14 protein-coding genes are annotated in these 17,422 nt (G+C 67.4%); 7 read left to right on the top strand and 7 right to left on the bottom strand.

Annotated features, from left to right (window positions below; translation table 11 throughout):
- Positions 1–68: 68 nt before the first annotated feature.
- Complete coding sequence (locus tag JCQ34_RS11575; RefSeq protein ID WP_286397713.1) at positions 69–1,463, bottom strand: amino acid permease; 1,395 nt, start codon at positions 1,461–1,463, stop codon at positions 69–71.
- Between the two features lie 319 nt (positions 1,464–1,782).
- Between JCQ34_RS11575 and JCQ34_RS11570 the strand changes: the two genes are divergently transcribed.
- From JCQ34_RS11570 to JCQ34_RS11550, 5 genes are read left to right on the top strand one after another with little or no spacing between them, the layout of a single operon-like run.
- Positions 1,783–2,493: an NUDIX hydrolase gene (locus tag JCQ34_RS11570; protein ID WP_286404463.1), complete on the top strand. Its 711-nt coding sequence runs from the start codon at positions 1,783–1,785 to the stop codon at positions 2,491–2,493.
- Positions 2,490–3,794: a quinolinate synthase NadA gene (gene nadA, locus JCQ34_RS11565; protein ID WP_286397712.1), complete on the top strand. Its 1,305-nt coding sequence runs from the start codon at positions 2,490–2,492 to the stop codon at positions 3,792–3,794. The genes JCQ34_RS11570 and nadA overlap by 4 nt, the downstream gene beginning before the upstream one ends.
- Positions 3,794–5,575, top strand: coding sequence for an L-aspartate oxidase (locus JCQ34_RS11560; protein ID WP_286397710.1), 1,782 nt, complete (start codon positions 3,794–3,796; stop codon positions 5,573–5,575). The genes nadA and JCQ34_RS11560 overlap by 1 nt, the downstream gene beginning before the upstream one ends.
- Positions 5,568–6,485 carry a carboxylating nicotinate-nucleotide diphosphorylase gene (gene nadC / locus JCQ34_RS11555; RefSeq protein ID WP_286397708.1) on the top strand — a complete coding sequence of 306 codons (918 nt, stop codon included), beginning with the start codon at positions 5,568–5,570 and terminating at the stop codon, positions 6,483–6,485. Before JCQ34_RS11560 ends, nadC begins: the two co-directional genes overlap by 8 nt.
- A gap of 7 nt (positions 6,486–6,492) precedes the next feature.
- Positions 6,493–7,659 carry a cysteine desulfurase family protein gene (locus tag JCQ34_RS11550; RefSeq protein ID WP_286397707.1) on the top strand — a complete coding sequence of 389 codons (1,167 nt, stop codon included), beginning with the start codon at positions 6,493–6,495 and terminating at the stop codon, positions 7,657–7,659.
- A gap of 17 nt (positions 7,660–7,676) precedes the next feature.
- Here JCQ34_RS11550 and JCQ34_RS11545 read toward each other — a convergent pair whose 3' ends face one another.
- Both JCQ34_RS11545 and JCQ34_RS11540 read right to left on the bottom strand, forming a co-directional pair.
- On the bottom strand, positions 7,677–8,162 hold the full coding sequence (locus JCQ34_RS11545; protein ID WP_286397705.1) for a GtrA family protein: 486 nt from the start codon (positions 8,160–8,162) through the stop codon (positions 7,677–7,679).
- 89 nt (positions 8,163–8,251) lie between these two features.
- On the bottom strand, positions 8,252–8,929 hold the full coding sequence (locus JCQ34_RS11540) for a DUF1684 domain-containing protein (protein ID WP_286397703.1): 678 nt from the start codon (positions 8,927–8,929) through the stop codon (positions 8,252–8,254).
- A gap of 171 nt (positions 8,930–9,100) precedes the next feature.
- Between JCQ34_RS11540 and JCQ34_RS11535 the strand changes: the two genes are divergently transcribed.
- Positions 9,101–9,925 (top strand): hypothetical protein, encoded by an 825-nt coding sequence (locus JCQ34_RS11535; RefSeq protein ID WP_286397701.1) that lies wholly within the window; start codon positions 9,101–9,103, stop codon positions 9,923–9,925.
- Between the two features lie 71 nt (positions 9,926–9,996).
- Positions 9,997–10,803 (top strand): transglutaminase-like domain-containing protein, encoded by an 807-nt coding sequence (locus JCQ34_RS11530; RefSeq protein WP_286397699.1) that lies wholly within the window; start codon positions 9,997–9,999, stop codon positions 10,801–10,803.
- On the opposite strand, the gene JCQ34_RS11525 is transcribed toward JCQ34_RS11530, so the two are convergent.
- The 4 genes from JCQ34_RS11525 to JCQ34_RS11510 form a co-directional block, all read right to left on the bottom strand.
- On the bottom strand, positions 10,800–11,273 hold the full coding sequence (locus tag JCQ34_RS11525) for a MarR family winged helix-turn-helix transcriptional regulator (RefSeq protein ID WP_286397697.1): 474 nt from the start codon (positions 11,271–11,273) through the stop codon (positions 10,800–10,802). The two genes, JCQ34_RS11530 and JCQ34_RS11525, sit on opposite strands and share 4 nt — an antisense overlap.
- Positions 11,273–12,382 (bottom strand): LLM class flavin-dependent oxidoreductase, encoded by a 1,110-nt coding sequence (locus JCQ34_RS11520; protein ID WP_286397695.1) that lies wholly within the window; start codon positions 12,380–12,382, stop codon positions 11,273–11,275. Before JCQ34_RS11520 ends, JCQ34_RS11525 begins: the two co-directional genes overlap by 1 nt.
- Before the next feature lie 191 nt (positions 12,383–12,573).
- Positions 12,574–15,810: an efflux RND transporter permease subunit gene (locus JCQ34_RS11515; RefSeq protein WP_286397693.1), complete on the bottom strand. Its 3,237-nt coding sequence runs from the start codon at positions 15,808–15,810 to the stop codon at positions 12,574–12,576.
- A 69-nt stretch (positions 15,811–15,879) separates the two neighbouring features.
- Positions 15,880–17,382: a malate:quinone oxidoreductase gene (locus JCQ34_RS11510; RefSeq protein WP_286397691.1), complete on the bottom strand. Its 1,503-nt coding sequence runs from the start codon at positions 17,380–17,382 to the stop codon at positions 15,880–15,882.
- Between the last annotated feature and the right edge of the window lie 40 nt (positions 17,383–17,422).

The following is a 17,422-nucleotide window of genomic DNA, read 5'->3' as shown; positions in this document are numbered from 1 at the left end:
CAATCAGGTACGGCGCCTGGGCGGGCCCGGCGCGTCGGTGCGACTTCCTTGGAAAGGTACGCACCACTCTACCTGTTGGTAGGCTGCCTCCCGCCGGTCAGCCGGGCGCCAACGGCGCACGCCAGTGCGATGCCGGCGATCAGGGCGAAAGTGCTGAAGAGCTGCACGCGGCTGGCGTCGGCGCTGAACCCGACGGCGAAGATGAGTCCCAGCAGCACCAGGCCCAGGATGGTCAGGCCGGGAAAGCCCTTCATCCGCAGGGGCAGCGGGGTGCCGTCGCGGTCTGCCCGCCGTCGGAGGATCAGCTGGGAGATCAGGGCGCTGCCCCAGACCACCAGGCACGTCGATCCCACTAGCTGGAACAGCGCAGGCAGGATACGGTCCGGGAACAGGAGTTCGAGGACAGTGGCCACGAAGCCGAAGGCCACGGACACGGCCACCGCGGGCAGCGGCACGCCTGCGCGGTTGAGGCGGGTCAGGACACGGGGCGCCTCGCCCCGCTGGGCCAGCGAGTAAACCATGCGGGAGGCGCCGTAAAGATTGGCATTGAGGGCGGAGAGAAGCGCGACGACGGCCACCAGGGTGATGGCGGTGGACGCACCAGGGATCCGGGCCGCGTCCAGGACGCCGGCAAAGGGGGAGGCAAGGCTCTTGGAGGTGGCGGGAAGGACGGCGGCGATGACGAAGACGGAGCCGATGTAGAACACGAGGATCCGCCACACCACCGTGCGGATGGCCTTGCCCACACTGCGCTCCGGGTCCTCGGTTTCGGCTGCCGCCACCGACACAATCTCCGTTCCGCCAAACGCGAAGATCACCACGAACAGGGCAGCAGCAACGCCGCCCAGACCCTGCGGCGCAAAGTTCCCGGTGAGATTCTGCGCGCCGGGAGACTCGACGCCGGGGAGCATGCCCAGGAGCAGCGCTGCACCAACTCCGAGGAATAGGACGATCACGGCTACTTTGAGGATGGCGAACCAGAACTCGAACTCGCCAAAGTTGCGGACCCCGGCCAGGTTGATGGCGGTGAAGACCACCATGAACAGCAGCGCCAGGGCCCAGACCGGGACTACTGGCCACACGGAGAACAGCAGCCCGGCCGCGCCCAGGGCCTCGGCCGCGATCACCACGACCAGCTGCAGCCACCACAGCCAGCCGATGGTGGCGCCTGCCGTGCGGCCCAGCGCGCGCTGCGCATACACGGAGAAGGCCCCGCTGTTCGGGTGTGCTGCCGCCATCTCACCAAGGGCCCACATGACCAGGATGATCAGCGTTCCGGCCACCAGGTAGGAGATGAGTACTGCCGGCCCTGCCGCCTGGACTCCGGCACCGGACCCCAGGAACAGCCCCGCTCCTATGGCGCTGCCCAGCCCCATCATGGTCAGCTGGCGGGGCTTCATGCTGTGGACGGCTGCGGCCTTTGGTGTGGTGGTTGATGGCGTATGGGCAGACTTCATCGTCATGGGCAGGTGCACCTTCTGGGGCTGGATGGGTCCGGGGTAAGAGGCCCGGGGGTCCTTTTGGGACCTATTGAATTTACCGCTTCCGGGCGGCTGCCCCGAAATGGGGGGCGAAACCGGTAACCGGGATTAGCAGCAGGAGTTCGATCGCCCGTAGCTGACGGAATGTCTCCAGTCCCGGCCGCGCCCGTAAATGCGTGGGCAGAAACATTTCCCTTTAGGGGATGCCCAGCCGTAGAATTAGTTTTGGTCAAGATGACTATAACTGATGGTCGACCGGTCCAATGCCGGCGGTCGAGGAAGATGGAAGGTGGTGGGACAGGTGTACTACAGCTCGGCTAATGTTTCCGAGCGGCAGGCCGCGCCGCCGTCGCTGGCCATCTCCACGGTGATCTTCGCCCTCCGGCCCAGCGCCACCTCCGGCCGTCCCACCCTGTGGCTTCCCCTGGTGCGCCGCATCCGGGAACCGTTCAAGGGGATGTGGGCCTTGCCGGGCGGCCCGCTGAGCCATGACGAATCGCTCCAGGACGCCGCCGCCAGGAACCTGCGGGAGACCACCGGCCTTGCCCCCAGCTACCTTGAGCAGCTGTACGCCTTCGGCGGACTCCACCGTTCACCCACCCAGCGTGTCGTCTCCATCGTCTACTGGGCCCTGGTCCAGCCTACGGAAGCAGCCCTCGCGGACGAGTCCGAAAACGTGAAGTGGTTCCGCGCGGACCGGCTGGGTGAGTTGGCGTTCGACCACAACGCCATCGTGGACTACGCGCTCTGGCGCCTGCGCAACAAGCTGGCCTACGGCTCGGTGGCGTACCACCTGCTGGGGGAGTACTTCACGCTGGCCCAGGTCCGCGAAGTCTATGAAGCAATCCTTGACCGCCAGTTGGATCCCGCAAATTTCCGGCGGCAACTCAAAGCCACCCCGGAAATCGAAGAAACCGGGGAATACCTCCAGGGCGGCAAGCACCGCCCGCCACGCCTCTACCGCTTTACCGGCCGGCCAGGCCTTGACCCAGATAACAGGAGCACACCATGAGCAGCGTCAACACGGCAATCCAGCTGATCACGCGCGAACAGGCCGAAAAGGGCGCAGCCGCTGAACGCAGCACCTGCAGCCCGGCGCTGGCCAAGGGCCCGTGGGACTACGACCTGGCCGAGGCGCTTACAGGGGTACCGGCCTACGGTCCCGGGGCATCCAGCGCCGATCCGGCCCCGGCCGGCACGCCGCGCCAGGGCCAGCTTCCCGAAGAATACAAGCTGGCCAGCGACGCCGAGCTCGGGGAGCGCATCAAAGCAGCCAAGGCCGCACTGGGGGACCGCGCGGTGATCCTGGGCCACTTCTACCAGCGCGATGAAGTCATCCAGTACGCGGACTTCGTGGGCGACTCCTTCCAGCTGGCCAACGCGGCACTCACCCGGCCGGATGCGGAGGCGATCATCTTCTGCGGCGTCCACTTCATGGCCGAGACCGCGGACATCCTCTCCACGCCGGAGCAGGCCGTCATCCTGCCCAACCTCGCCGCCGGCTGCTCCATGGCCGACATGGCGGACGCGGACTCGGTGGAGGAATGCTGGGAGCAGCTCGAGGACATCTTCGGAACCGAGCCCGACGCCGAGGGCCGGGTCCCGGTCCTCCCCGTCACCTACATGAACTCCTCCGCAGCCCTCAAGGCGTTCTGCGGCGAACACGGTGGCATCGTCTGCACTTCCTCCAACGCAAAGACGGTCCTGGAGTGGGCCTTCCGGCGCGCCCAGCGGGTGCTGTTCTTCCCGGACCAGCACCTGGGCCGCAACACCGCCAAGGCGCTGGGCGTGCCGCTGGAGCAGATGCCCATGTGGAACCCGCGCAAGGACCTGGGCGGCAACGACGAACAGGCACTGTTGGACTCCCGCGTGATCCTGTGGCACGGGTTCTGCTCCGTGCACAAGCGGTTCAGCGTGGCGCAAATCGAGAAGGCCCGGACTGAGTTCCCCGGCGTCCAGGTGATCGTGCACCCCGAGTGCCCCATGGAGGTGGTGGACGCCGCGGATTCCGCCGGTTCCACGGATTTCATCAAGAAGGCCATCGCCGCCGCCACCGAGCCCACCACGTTCGCCATCGGCACCGAGATCAACATGGTGAACCGGCTTGCGGCCGAGTACCCGCAGCACACCATCTTCTGCCTGGACCCGGTGATCTGCCCGTGCTCCACCATGTACCGCATCCACCCCGGCTACCTGGCCTGGGTACTGGAGGAACTGGTGGCCGGCCGTGTCGTCAACCGCATCACCGTTGACGACCACGTGCAGGCCAACGCCAGGATCGCGCTTGAGCGCATGCTCGCTGCGAGGCCCTGATGACGCGCCGTCTGGCCGTCGTCGGAAGCGGCATCGCAGGCCTCTACGCCGCACTACTTGCCGCCGATGCCGGCGCGGACGTGGTGCTGCTGACCAAAGGCGCGCTGGATCAGAGCAACACCTGGTACGCGCAGGGCGGCATCTCCGCCGTCCTCGACGAACCTGCCCCGGGGGATACCGTCGCCGCGCACATCGCGGACACCCTGCGCGCCGGGGCCGGGCACTGCAACGAGGCCGCGGTCCGGCTGATGTGCACTGAGGCGCGGCAGGACATCGCCGGCCTGCAGGGCTACGGGGTTGCCTTCGATGCCGGGCAGGCCAAGGCAGGCACGGATAGGGCAACGCACGACGACGGCCCGGCCCTTGGACTCGAAGCGGCCCACAGCGCCCCGCGCATTCTGCACGCAGGCGGCGACGCGACGGGTGCTCGCGTCGCCGGCGCGCTGATCCAGGCGGTGCTGTCCCGGCAGGACGAAGGAAAACTCGCCGTCCTCACGCATGCCCACGCCACTGCGCTCGTCACCCGCAACGGAAGGGTGGCAGGCGTGCAATACCAGCACACCGGCCGGAACCTCAGCCTGGACGCGGACGCCGTCCTGCTGGCCACGGGGGGAGCAGGCCAGCTGTTCGCCCAAACCACCAATCCCGCCGTTGCCACCGCCGACGGACTGGCGCTCGCCGTCCGCGCCGGAGCGGCAGTGGCAGACCTCGAGTTCTTCCAGTTCCACCCCACCTGCCTGGTCAGCTCTGCCACGGCACACCCGGCCCGGCTGGACGGGCCACTGCTGATCTCTGAGGCCGTCCGCGGCGAAGGGGCCATCCTGCTGGACTCCGGCGGACGCCGGTTCATGCAGGCCTACCACCCCGACGCCGAACTGGCACCCCGCGACGTCGTCTCCCGCAGCATCGCCCTCCACCTGGCCAAACTCGGCGACCCCACCGGCCACGTTTACCTCGACGCCCGCGTCATTGAACAGGCCAGGGGTGCAGGCTTCCTCCAACAACGGTTCCCCACCCTCACCCGCAAAACCCTCGACGCCGGCATCGACTGGACCCGCGAACTGGTCCCCGTCGCCCCCGCCGCCCACTACTGGATGGGCGGGGTACGCACCGACCTCTCCGCCCGCACCACCGTTCCCGGCCTCTACGCTGCCGGGGAAGTTGCGTGCACGGGCGTCCAAGGGGCAAACCGGCTGGCCAGCAACTCCCTCCTCGAGGGACTCGTCTTCGGCCGCCGTGCTGTTGAATCTTTCCTCTCGGGTGACCGGGGCTGGGACGCGTCCCGCGTCAGCGATGCTCCGCGTGCTGCCTCGGCCGCGGGCGGCCTCCGCTTGACGCACGCTTCCGCACCCCTGCCGCGGAACGCAAGTGCGCACGTCACCGTCCCTGCTGCTTTAGAAGGTGCGGTGGATCGGCCAGGTGCGCTCGCCGGGGGTTGGCCGTCCAACTTCGGCGGGAGTGAAGGGGCCGGGGAGCCCTTTTCCCGCGGGGCGCTCCGTTCTTTGATGACCTCGCATGCCGGGGTGCTGCGCTCCGGGGAATTGTTGGCTGAGGCCGGCCGGACGCTTGAGTCCTGGGCCGCCGTCGTCCTTCCTGACCTGGAATCCGCCGCTGACCCTGTTGCCTGCGAGGACCGCAACCTCTTACTGGCTGCCCAACTGCTGGTCGCTGCCGCCCTTGACCGCCGTGACTCCCTGGGGGCGCACTACCGCAGTGACGAACCCGTACACGCCGAACCCTCCCGTCCTTCCCGCCCGAAAGCGAGCCTGCTCCATGACTGAACCCGCCGTGATCGCCCTCGCTGCCGCCCCGCGCCCGGCGCTGGACCTCACCCTCCCGCCGGCCCCCGTTCGGGAGATCCTGGAACGGGCCTTCGACGAGGATGCTCCCGGTGGCGACATCACCTCGCAGCTGCTCATCCCGGCAGATGCCCGCGCCACCGCAGTCCTCAACGCCCGCGTGCCCGGCGTCCTTAGCGGCGCCACCGTGTTCCGGGACGCCATGCAACTGGTGGACCCCAACACCCAGGTGGAACTCCTGGTAGCGGACGGCAAAGCGTTCGACGCCGGCACGCACCTCGCGCGGGTCAGCGGCACCGCCCGCTCCGTGCTGATGGCAGAACGGGTGGCGCTGAACCTGGTCCAGCGGATGTCCGCCATCGCCACGAAAACGGCAGAGTACGTGGCCCTCGCCGAGGGAACCCGGGCCCGCATTACCGACACGCGCAAGACCACGCCCGGCCTGCGGATCCTGGAACGCTTCGCCGTAAGGTGCGGCGGCGGAGCGAACCACCGCTACAGCCTCTCCGACGCCGTCCTGGCCAAGGACAACCACCTCGCGGTGATGACCGGGGGAGACCCTGCAAAGCTCACGGAACTCCTGCTCGCTGCCAAGGCACAGCTGGGGCACACCACCCACTTCGAAGTGGAAGTGGACCGCATGGACCAGATCGAACCCGTGCTGGCCGCGGGAGTGGACACCATCATGCTGGACAACTTCACGGTGCCGGAGCTGAAGGACGGCGTGGCGCTCGTGGCCGGACGCGCCCGCGTGGAAGCCAGCGGCAACGTCAACCTGGGCACGGTTGGCGCCATTGCCGCCACGGGCGTGGATGTCATCTCCGTGGGTGCACTCACCCACACCGTGGCCGCCCTGGACCTGGGCCTCGACGTCGAACTGACCGCCCGGTGACGCTGCCGTGATCTTCCTCGACGCAGCCGCCACCACCCCCGTCCGCCGGGAAGTGCTGGACGCCATGTGGCCCCACCTCACCGGCGGGTTCGGCAACCCGTCCAGCCACCACACTCTCGGCGAGTCGGCCGCAGCGGCGCTCGCAGGAGCACGGTCGGCAGTCGCGGCGGTCCTTGGCTGCCGGCAGGGCGAAGTGGTGTTCACCTCCGGCGGCACCGAGGCGGACAACCTGGCCGTCAAGGGAATCGCACTGGCCCGGCAGGCCGCAAGCCCGCAGCTGGACCGGGTAGTGATCAGCGCCGTTGAACATCCTGCGGTGGAGGAGTCCGCCCGGTACCTGGAACGCTTCCACGGCTTTACCGTGGACGTGGTGCCGGTGGACGCCACCGGACGCGTCACGCCGGAGGCGCTGGCAGCCGTGCTGCATCCGGAAACGGCCCTGGTAAGCATCATGTACGCCAACAACGAGGTGGGAACCGTCCAGCCCATCCCCGCCCTGGCGGAGCTGGCCCACGCCCGCGGCGTTCCGTTCCATACGGACGCCGTCCAGGCCGCAGGCTGGCTGCCGCTGGACACCAGCTCCCTGGGCGTGGACGCCATGAGCATCTCCGGTCACAAGCTCGGTGCACCCAAAGGCTGCGGCGCGCTGTTCGTCCGGAGCCGCGTCCGGCTGGAACCGGTCATCCACGGTGGCGGGCAGGAACGGGGCCGCCGTTCCGGCACCGAAAACGTAGCCGGAGCGGTGGGACTGGCCACTGCCCTCACACTTGCCCAGGACCGCCAGCCAGAGCAGCAGGCACGGGTGGAAACACTGCGTGACCGGTTCATCGGCGCCGTCCTGGCGGGAGTGCCCCAGGCCATCCTTACCGGCCACCCCTCGGAACGACTCCCGTCGGTGGCCTCGTTCTGCTTCCCTGGAACCAGCGGCGAGTCCGTCCTCCTGGAACTGGAACGGCGCGGCGTAGTCTGCTCCAGCGGCTCGGCGTGCGCTGCCGGGTCTGATGCGCCGTCGCCCGTACTCACCGCCATGGGGATTTCCGCCGAGGTGGCCCAGACCGCTGTCCGGTTCAGTTTCGACGCTTCAGTGACACAGGAGGACCTGGCGGCTGCGGCGGCCGCTGTCCGGGCGGCGGTGGGCAGCGTCAAAAACCTGGGCGCGGGCCAGCGCCCCTGACTGTCCCGGTCCCCGAATCAGCGGTGCCGTGCCCGGCGGAAGATCCAGTGCCGCAGCATGCTGAACCGCACAGCGGTGGCGAGGAACCCGGACAGCGTGGTGGCAACGAGTTCGTCCCCTACCGTGGCGTGCGGATTGAACCAGTGCAGCACACCGAGGCTGCTGCCGGTAATCACCAGGGCCACGCCGATCACCACCAGGCCGTTGAGGTGGTCCCGCGTGCGGCGCTGTTGGCCGGCGATCTTGAAGGTCAGCCGCCGGTTCAGGGCCGTGTTCAGCAGGGACGTAAGGACCAGTGCCACCGCGTTGGCCAGCTGCGCGCCAAGCCAGGGCCGCAGCAGCGCATAGATTCCCAGGGACGCCGCCGTGCAGATGACGCCGACGCCGGAGAAGCGGATCAGCTGCCGGACGACGGGAAAGCGCAGGACCCCGGGGTAGTGCCTGGTGGCGGGAAGACGCCGGGTGGTGGTCTCCGGCCCTGCCGGTGCTGGCGTTCCCTCCATCACGCGGAGGCACCGGCAAAATTGTCAGTGCCGCGGGCAGGGACCAGCAAAGCTGCGCACCCGGAAGCCCTGTAAAGACCCGCCATAGGTCAGTACAGCTCGCCCACGGGGATGTCCACTGCCAGCCGGTTGGACGGCCCGGGCAGGGGGCAGGCCCACGCTTCGTTATAGGCGCAGGACGGGTTGTACGCAAAGTTGAAGTCCAGGACGAACGTGGCATCGGGGCCGCTGCCGTTGAGGCCATGGAAGGCACCCTTGATGGTGTCCAGCAGGTAGCGGCCCGCCCCGTAGCTTCCACCCGGCTGGCCGGCCGTGGCGTCCCGGAACGGGACGAAGATGCCCCCGCCGTAGCCATGGATCTTCCACACACCCAACTGGCCCATCTCCGGAAGATCAAAGGTGCCCAGCCGGACAAAGTGGACCACGCCGTCGGTCCCGGTATCGACACTCATTTCCCTGCCGGCACCCTCTTTGGTCAGCGGCACGTGGAAGCGGTAGATGGGATCGTAGTCGGCGGTCTTCAGGCCGGAGAAGTGCGCCTTGTCCGCTGCGGTGAGCGCGGACGCGGGGTGGGTGGCGAACATCAGGTCGCGCTGGTGGCGCCAGTAAGAGTGGGCCTCGGACGGGCTCTCTGCAGAGATCCGGCGGACGGCGTCGTACAGCGCAAAGGTCCGCAGCCGCCAGTCGGCGACGTCCACGGCGGACATGTTCAGGGCGGAGTTGTCCGCGGGATTCTCTTCGGCTGCGCCGGTCTGCTCTTCCGCCATAGCTTCCAGCCTAGTCCCAGCCCGGGGTGGTAAATGTCCGACGGCGGCACGGCGGGCACGTGCCCGGGTTGGGAGCTGGTCAGGCGGCTGGCGGAGGGGCGCGCCAATGATGTCGAAAACACCCCCGCGTGCGCGCAGGAGAGCGGACGGAGCGCCGCTAGGCTGGCTTCCATGACAGGCAAGGCAGCATCCACCGTCCTTTCCGGCGCGTCTCTTGTTGCCGCCGCAGTTTTCCTGGCGGCGTGCTCCGGAACACCGGCCGGAAGTCCTGGCTGGACAGCGCAGCCGGCACCCTCCGGAGCGGCTGCGAACGGGGTTGCAACGTCCGGCAGCCCAACGCAGGGAGCCACCCCGGGTGCAACCGGGAGCAGCGCTGCATCCACCTCCGCAACGCCGGCCGCACCGGAGGGCGCGGCCACCGCCGCTGCCTGGAAGACGTTCTCGGACTCCGCCAAGACAGTCAGCTTCGACCTGCCGGCGGACTGGATCGCCCAATCCGTGCCGCCGGAGGAAGGCGTCCTTCCCGGCGGACTGAAGGTCGACGTGAAGAAGCCAGACGGTACCTTCGTTGCCGCACTCAGGACGGGACTCCCGCCGTCGTCCGCTGACTGCCCGGACAGCGCAAAGCACCCGTACACCGTGATCAGCAGCGTACCGTTCGAGCTCGCCGCGCAGGGCGGGGAGGGAACCATCCCGCCGCGGATGGTCTACCGGGTGATCCAGGGCTACCGCTACTTCGGTTCCTACGGCATCACTAACCTGGTGGGTGGAGCGGACGGCAAGGCGTGCGAACTGCGGAACGTGGTTCGCGGCCCCGCCGGCAAGGGGGACTACTCCTTCGGCGACCTGGTGGCGCTCACAGCCTTCGCCCCGGACCAGAAAGTGGCTCCGGCGAAGGCCTTTGACACCCTGGGCCAGGCGGCGCAGTACGTCAACGAGAGCAGTGACTTCGCCAACGTGCAGCGGATGCTAATGTCGCTGAAGGTCAAAAACTAGTCCCGCTTCCCGCACTCACCCGGTGCCGGGGCACGCGACTTTCCGTCCGCCCCCAACACCCCCGGAGAGACATGGAACGCTCTGTTTCCGCACGCCTGGTTTTCAGGACCATCGCCAACACCAAGGTGGCCATGGCCATCGCCGTAGCGAGGAACAGCGGCTACTCGTCCTTCGAGGAAACCCTGTCCGTCACCGCAGGCGGAGCGGACGTTCCACTCACGGATGTGTCGGACCACCACGGCGGCCGGTTCCACTACATGGAGTTCTCCGAACCCACCGACGTCACGGTGGAATACTCAGCCACGGTGACCGGGCGGGGCGTGCCGGAAGAGGCCAGCCTGGCGGACCGGATCCGGTACGTGCGTCCAAGCCGCTACGCCGAATCGGACCGGCTGCTGCCCACGTCCTACGCCGAGTTCGAGGGGATCCAGGGTGCGGACCTGGTCCACGCTGTCCGTGACTGGGTCAACGGTGAACTGCGGTACATCAGCGGTTCTTCCCGCGGCACTGACGGTGCGGTGGAAACCCTGCTCAGCAGGCGCGGCGTCTGCCGGGACTTCGCACACCTGGCCATCGCGCTGCTCCGCTCCAAGGACATCCCCGCCCGCCTGGCCGCGGTTTACGCTCCAGGCCTGAACCCCATGGACTTCCACGCGGTGGCCGAAGCCTACGTGGAGGGCGCCTGGCACATTATCGACCCCACGGGGTTGGCCCCGCGGGAGTCGATGCTGCGCATTACCGCCGGCCGCGACTCATCGGACACGGCCTTCCTTTCCACGGTGGGCGGCAGCCTGGTGCTGAACCAGCTGAAAGTCACCGCGGTGGTCAACGGGGACCTGCCGGCCGAGGATCCTGCACGGCTGGTGCAGCTCGGCTAGCGCTTCCGCGGCAGCGGGCCCAGTGAACTCCGCAGCTTGTCCGTAAGCCGCATCAGTTCCTTCTGCTCGGCAGCCGTCAGTGCCGGCCCCACCAGCGCCGAGATGTCCCGCACGTGCTCGCGGCCGATCTCCTTCTGCAGCTCCCGCCCTTCGTCCGTCAGTTGCAGCAACACGCCACGGCCGTCCTCCGGCGCGGGCATCCGGGCCACCAGCCCCCGCTTTTCGAGCCGCTCCACCAGCCTGCTGAGGCTGGACTGGCTCAACAGGACGTTGTCGTTGAGCTCGTTGAGCCGCAGCCAGCCAGACGGGCAACGGGAGAGCGTGAAGAGCACGTCGTACTCATTGAGGGCCAGCTTCCGGAACGCCGGCCCGGACTGCAGCTTCCGCATCACGGCAACCTGCGCCCGGAACAGCGATTCCCACGTCTCCGCCGCCAGCCGCACCGGCGATTCCGATCCTCCCGCAGCCATTACGCCTCCGAGGTGGCTTCTGCGGCGTCCGGCGATGCCAGGAGGGCTGCCACGCGGCCGGCGTGGGTGGGCGGTTCCGGGACGTGCGCCGGCTTGAGGGCCGCGTATTCCTTCCGCAGCACGGGCAGGACTTCCTCGCCGAACAGGTCCAGCTGCTCCAGTACAGTCTTCAGCGGCAGGCCGGCGTGGTCGATCAGGAACAGCTGGCGCTGGTAGTCACCGAAGTATTCGCGGAAGGTCAGGGTCTTTTCGATGACCTCCTGCGGGCTTCCCACGGTCAGCGGGGTCTGCGAGGTGAAGTCCTCGAGGGACGGTCCGTGGCCGTAGACGGGGGCGTTGTCGAAGTACGGCCGGAATTCCTTCACGGCGTCCTGCGAGTTCTTCCGCATGAAGAACTGGCCGCCGAGGCCCACGATGGCCTGGTCCGCCTTGCCGTGGCCATAGTGCTCGTACCGCTCGCGGTAAAGGCCGATCAGCTGCTGGTAGTGCTCCTTGGGCCAGAAGATGTTGTTGGCGAAGAAGCCGTCACCAAAGTAGGCCGCCACCTCGGCAATCTGCGGGGTGCGGATGGAGCCGTGCCATACGAAAGGGGCTACGCCGTCCAGCGGCCGGGGTGTGGAGGTGAAGTTCTGCAGCGGGGTGCGGAACTTGCCGGACCAGTTCACGGTGTCCTCGTCCCAGAGCTTGCGCAGGAGGCTGTAGTTCTCGATGGCCAGTTCCACGCCGTCCTGGATGTTCTTGCCGAACCAGGGGTACACGGGGGCTGTGTTGCCGCGGCCAAGGACCAGGTCCACGCGCCCGTCCGCGAGGTGCTGGAGCATGGCGAAGTCCTCGGCGATCTTCACGGGGTCATTCGTGGTGATCAGGGTGGTGGCCGTGGAAAGGATGATCCGTTCGGTCTGCGCTGCGATGTAGGCCAGGGTGGTGGTGGGGGAGGAGGAGAAGAAGGGCCGGTTGTGGTGCTCGCCCAGGGCGTAGACATCCATGCCGATTTCCTCGACCTTTTTGGCGATGGCCACCGAGGCCTTGATGCGTTCGTGCTCGGTGGGGGTGCGGCCCGTGGTGGGGTCCGTGGTGATGTCGCTGACGCTGAAAACACCGATCTGCATGGCGTGCCTTTCCGTTCCTGGACTTGCTGGGCTTGGTTTCAGTCTAGACCAATATAGATGCATTTGCATCTATTGCCTTCTGTAACACTGGGCGGCGGTCATTATTCCCGGCCCAGGCCCGCCGCCGGACCACGCATTAACCGGCGATGCCCGCACCGCAGGGCGGTGCGGGCATCGTTTGGGGAGGGGGCCTATTCGGCGCCGGGTGCGGCCCGGCGGCCGCTGACCTTGGGGACCTGGCCGGTGGTCCAGTCCCTGAACTCGGCGTCGACGTCGGGACCCGGGCCTGTCTTCACGCTGGCTTCCGGGCGGGCCTGAAGGTCCCTCAGCAGAGCCTTCTTCTCCCGCCGCCCCTCCACCAGCCGGTACAGCACGGGCACCAGGATCAGGGTCAGGGCGGTGGAGGACACCAGGCCGCCGATCACCACCACGGCCAGCGGCTGCGAGATGAAGCCGCCGCCGCCGGTCAGGCCCAGCGCCATGGGGGTCAGGGCGAAGACCGTGGCCAGCGCCGTCATCAGGATGGGCCGCAGGCGCTGGCGTGCGCCGTTGGTGATGGCATCCGCCACGTTCATGCCGGGGCGCCCGTCGCGCGGCTGCCGGTACTGGTTGATCAGGTCGATCAGCACGATCGCGTTGGTGACCACGATGCCCACCAGCATCAGCATGCCGATGAGCGACGGCAGTCCCAGGGGCACTCCGGTGAGCAGCAGCAGGGCCACGGCACCGGTGGCCGCGAACGGAACCGAGACCAGCAGGATCAGCGGCTGGATGAGGGACTTGAAGGTGGCCACCATGATCACGTACACGATAGCGATGGCCGCCAGCAGGGCCAGGCCCAGCTGGCGGAAGGATTCGGCCTGCTGGGTGGTGGCGCCGCCGATGGTTGCGGTGACGCCCGGCGGCAGCTGGACATCGGCCAGGCGCTTTTGGACTTCGCTGTTCACCGCGCCCAGGTTGGAGCCCGACGGCGTGATGGACACCTTGGCGGTGCGCTCACCATTGCTGGCGGTGATGGAGACGGGCACGTCCACCTGCTCCACTGAGGCGATGCTTCCCAGCGTCACCGGCCGGCCACCGGCAGGCAGCGGGATGTTCCGGACGGCGTCGATGCTGGTGAACTTGGTGCCCTGGCCGATCCGGACGGGGAAGTCGTTGGTGTCGATCCGCACGGTGCCGGCGGGGATGGGACTGATGGTGGACGCCAGGACCCCGGCCACCTGTTCCTCGTTCAGTCCGGCGGCTGTGGCCTTGGCCCGGTCCACCTTGACCTGCACCACCGGGTTGCTGGCGGCCAGGTTGCTTTCCACTTCGCTGGTGCCGGGCACGCCGGTCATCGCGGAGACCATGGTGTCGCTGGCAGCTTTCAGATCGTCGCTGGTGGCCGCCTTCAGGGTGATGTCCACGGTGGAGGAGGTGCCGAAGCCGCCCTGCTGGGTGCCTACGGAAACCTTGCCGGCGTCGGGCACCTTGGCCAGCTCCGAGCGCACGGTGTCCTGGAGCCGTTCCTGATCGGCCTTTTCATCCGTGACCACGGTGAAGGTGGAGTTGGAGGATCCGGTGGAGGTGAGGGCGGCAAAGCCGGCCTGGGCGTTGCCCGAGGTGACCTGGACGTCCTTGATGCCGTCGATGCGGCGCAGTACCTCCTCGAGGCGGATGGCGGCAGCACTCGTGTCAGCGAGGCTGGTGCCGGCCGGCAGCACCTGGCGGACCGTCAGGCTGTTCTGCCCGGAATTGCCCAGCAGGTTCGTGGCCAGCAGCGGGGTCATGGCGCCGGTGGCACCGAGCACCAGGACAGCGGCCACCAGCGTGATGACCGGGTGCTTCTGGGTTGACCGAAGGATGGGGAGGTAGCCGCGCTGCAGGCGGCTGCGCTGCTCGGCGTCATGGGCCTTTGCCTTCGCCTCTTCGGCGATCCGCCGGGCATCCGCGGAACCTGCGGGGGCCCCGCCGGCCTTGGGGTTTTTGAGGAACCAGTAGGCGAGCACCGGAACGATGGTGAGGGAGACCAGCAACGAGGCCAGCAGGGCCATGGTGACCGTCAGGGCGAACGGCCTGAACAGCTCTCCGGCAAGCTCGCCGACGAAGGCGATGGGCAGGAACACCGCCACCGTGGTCAGGGTGGACGCCGTGATGGCACCTGCCACCTCCCGGATGGCGGTGAGGATCGCCGTCGACTTTTCCTCGCCGTAGCTCAGGTGCCGCTTGATGTTTTCGATGACCACGATCGAGTCGTCCACCACCCGGCCGATCGCGATGGTGAGCGCGCCCAGCGTCAGGATATTCAGGGAGTAGCCGGTGCCCGAGAGCCCGATGAAGGTGATCAGCAGGGACAACGGGATGGACACCGCCGTGACCAGCGTGGAACGGGCGGACATTAGGAACAGGAGGATGACGGCGACGGCGAACCCCAGTCCCAGCAGGCCTTCGGTGGTGAGGTCCTTGATGGACTTTTCGATGAAGGGTGCCTGGTCGAAGACGGGGGTGAACTTGGCGTTGGAGCCCAGTTCCGCTTCCAGTTCATTCAGGGAGTCCCGCACCGCGTGCGAAATTGCCACCGTGTCGCCCTCGGGCTTCTTGGTGACGGAGACGGCAAGGGTCTCTGCCCCGTTGGTGCGGGTGATGGAGGTACGTTCGTCGTCCTTGATCGATACGTCGGCCACCGAGCCGATGGTGGCGCCGTTTTTGGCGCCGGCCAACGGCAGCGCCTTGATGGCATCCAGGGAATCCACGGGGCTGCCGATCTGCAGCGAGAGGGTCTTGCCCTGGTCTTGAAGGGTGCCCGCAGGGACCAGCGCGCCGTTGTTGGACAGTGCGTCCCTGATGGCGGTGAGGCCCGTCCCTGCCGCCGCCATCGCGTCGGCCCGGGGGAGGATCTCGATGTGCTGGGAGGCGCCGCCGGTCACGTCGGCACTGCGGACGCCGTCGATCTTCTGCAGCCGGGGCACCGTGAGGCGCTGCAGGTCAGCGTTCAGGTCGCTGAGCGGCTTGTCTGAGGACACTGCCAGGAAGACGATGGGGAAGTCGCTGATGCTGCCGGCGATGGCCTGCGGCTGGACGTCGCTGGGCAGGGTCCGCTTGGCGTTGGAGATGGCCCGGTCGATCTGGTTCCGCGCCCGGTCCAGGTTCGATCCATAGGTGAACACCATGGTGATCTGGGAGACGCCGGTGCGCGACGTGGAGGAGGTGGATTCCAGCCCCTCCACCCCGTTTAGCGCCTTCTCGAGCGGACCGCTGACCTGCTTGTCCACCACTTCCGGTGATGCGCCCGGCATGGAGCTGAGCACTGTGATCTGCGGAAACTCAATGGAAGGGATGAGCTCCTGTTTCAGCGATGACATGGTGATCACGCCGAAGACCGAGGCGAAGACGGTGATCAGCGCGATCAGGGCCCGGTTCGCCAGGGAAAGGTGGGCCAGCCGGAACATGGGTGGTCTCCTGGGGGTCTAAGTGACTGGTACATGCCCTGGGGGTGCCAGCCGCTGGCCCCGGCAGGGTCAGTGGCTGGCGGAAACGCTCTCCAGCTGGAGGGACTTGGCCGTGGCCCGTTCCAGCTCCGCGGCGAGGTCCGGATTTTCATCCAGCTTCACCCCGTAGCCGGGCATCATGTCCTTGAGCTTGGACTGCCAGCCCTTGAAGTTCTTCGGGAACGTCTTCTGCAGCAGCTCAATCATGATGGGGACAGCGGTCGAGGCTCCGGGCGAAGCGCCCAGGAGCGCACCGATGGAGCCGTCGCGGCCGGCGATCACTTCGGTTCCGAACTGAAGGATGCCGCCCTTTTGCGGGTCTTTCTTGATGATCTGTACACGCTGGCCGGCGGTGATGAGTTCCCAGTCCCCGCCCTTTGCCTCCGGGTAGTACTCGCGCAGCGCCTCGACCTTCTGGCCGTGCTTCTTGACCACTTCCTTCACCAGGTAGGCGGTGAGGTCCATGTTGTCCTTGGCCACAGCGAGCATTGGGATGATGTTGCCCGGGCGGATGGACAGGGGCAGGTCCAGGTAGGAGCCGTTCTTCAGGAAGTTCGTGGAAAAGCCTGCGTACGGGCCGAACAGGAGGGAGCGCTTGCCATTGACGTAGCGGGTATCCAAGTGCGGGACGGACATGGGGGGAGCGCCCACAGAGGCCTGGCCGTACACCTTGGCGCTGTGCTGGGCGGCGATGGTCTCATCGGTGCAGCGGAAGAACTGGCCGGAGACGGGGAACCCGCCGTAGCCCTTGCTCTCCGGAATGCCGGACGCCTGGAGCAGGTGCAGGGCACCGCCGCCGGCGCCGACGAAAACGAACTTGGCGTGGATCTTGCCGTGTTCCCCGGACTTGGGGTACTTCAGCGTCAGGTCCCAGCCGCCGTCGGACGCCCGTGTGATGCCGGTGACGTCGTGTCCGTAGTTGATTTCGACGCCGTTGTTCCCCAGGTAGGTGGTCAGCTCACGGGTGAGCGCGCCGAAGTCCACGTCCGTGCCCTCGGCGGCCCGGGTGGCGGCAATGCGCTGCTTGGGGTCGCGGCCCTTGACGATCAGCGGCGCCCACTTGGCGATCTGCGCGTGGTCCTCGGAGAACTCCATGCTCCGGAACAGGGTGTGCGGCTTCAGTGCCTCGTAGCGGGTCTTCAGGAACCGGCTGTGGTCCTCGCCGATCACGAAGCTCATGTGCGGAACCGTGTTGATGAAGCCCTTGGGTGACCCGATCAGGTTGTTGTCCACCAGATGGGACCAGAACTGGCGGGACAGCTGGAACTGTTCGTTAATGAGCAGTGCCTTGGCGGGGTTGACCGAGCCGTCCTTGGCTGCGGGGGAGTAGTTGAGCTCGCAGAGGGCGGCGTGGCCCGTTCCTGCGTTGTTCCAGGGATCTGAGCTTTCGAGCCCCGGCTGGTCCAGCCGTTCGAACAGGGAGATGGTCCAGTCCGGCTCCAACTGCTTGAGGAATGCCCCCAGCGTGGCGCTCATGATGCCGCCGCCTATCAGGACAACGTCGGCGTGTGGGGTCTTGGAAATGAAGGTCACGATCAGTCTCCGATTGCAGCGGCTCTGGCTGTCACAGAAT

This window comes from Pseudarthrobacter defluvii (assembly GCF_030323865.1).
GTDB classification, from domain to species: domain Bacteria; phylum Actinomycetota; class Actinomycetes; order Actinomycetales; family Micrococcaceae; genus Arthrobacter; species Arthrobacter sedimenti.
This window is presented reverse-complemented; position numbering and strand designations above follow the sequence as displayed.

What these genes read in the sequence shown, in the direction of transcription:
- JCQ34_RS11575 (WP_286397713.1), bottom strand. Translation starts at nt 1,463, where the DNA reads ATGACGATGAAGTCTGCCCATACGCCATCAACCACCACACCAAAGGCC.
- JCQ34_RS11515 (WP_286397693.1), bottom strand. Translation starts at nt 15,810, where the DNA reads ATGTTCCGGCTGGCCCACCTTTCCCTGGCGAACCGGGCCCTGATCGCG.
- JCQ34_RS11540 (WP_286397703.1), bottom strand. Translation starts at nt 8,929, where the DNA reads ATGGCGGAAGAGCAGACCGGCGCAGCCGAAGAGAATCCCGCGGACAAC.
- JCQ34_RS11530 (WP_286397699.1), top strand. Translation starts at nt 9,997, where the DNA reads ATGGAACGCTCTGTTTCCGCACGCCTGGTTTTCAGGACCATCGCCAAC.
- JCQ34_RS11545 (WP_286397705.1), bottom strand. Translation starts at nt 8,162, where the DNA reads ATGGAGGGAACGCCAGCACCGGCAGGGCCGGAGACCACCACCCGGCGT.
- JCQ34_RS11535 (WP_286397701.1), top strand. Translation starts at nt 9,101, where the DNA reads ATGACAGGCAAGGCAGCATCCACCGTCCTTTCCGGCGCGTCTCTTGTT.
- nadA (WP_286397712.1), top strand. Translation starts at nt 2,490, where the DNA reads ATGAGCAGCGTCAACACGGCAATCCAGCTGATCACGCGCGAACAGGCC.
- JCQ34_RS11560 (WP_286397710.1), top strand. Translation starts at nt 3,794, where the DNA reads ATGACGCGCCGTCTGGCCGTCGTCGGAAGCGGCATCGCAGGCCTCTAC.
- JCQ34_RS11525 (WP_286397697.1), bottom strand. Translation starts at nt 11,273, where the DNA reads ATGGCTGCGGGAGGATCGGAATCGCCGGTGCGGCTGGCGGCGGAGACG.
- nadC (WP_286397708.1), top strand. Translation starts at nt 5,568, where the DNA reads ATGACTGAACCCGCCGTGATCGCCCTCGCTGCCGCCCCGCGCCCGGCG.
- JCQ34_RS11520 (WP_286397695.1), bottom strand. Translation starts at nt 12,382, where the DNA reads ATGCAGATCGGTGTTTTCAGCGTCAGCGACATCACCACGGACCCCACC.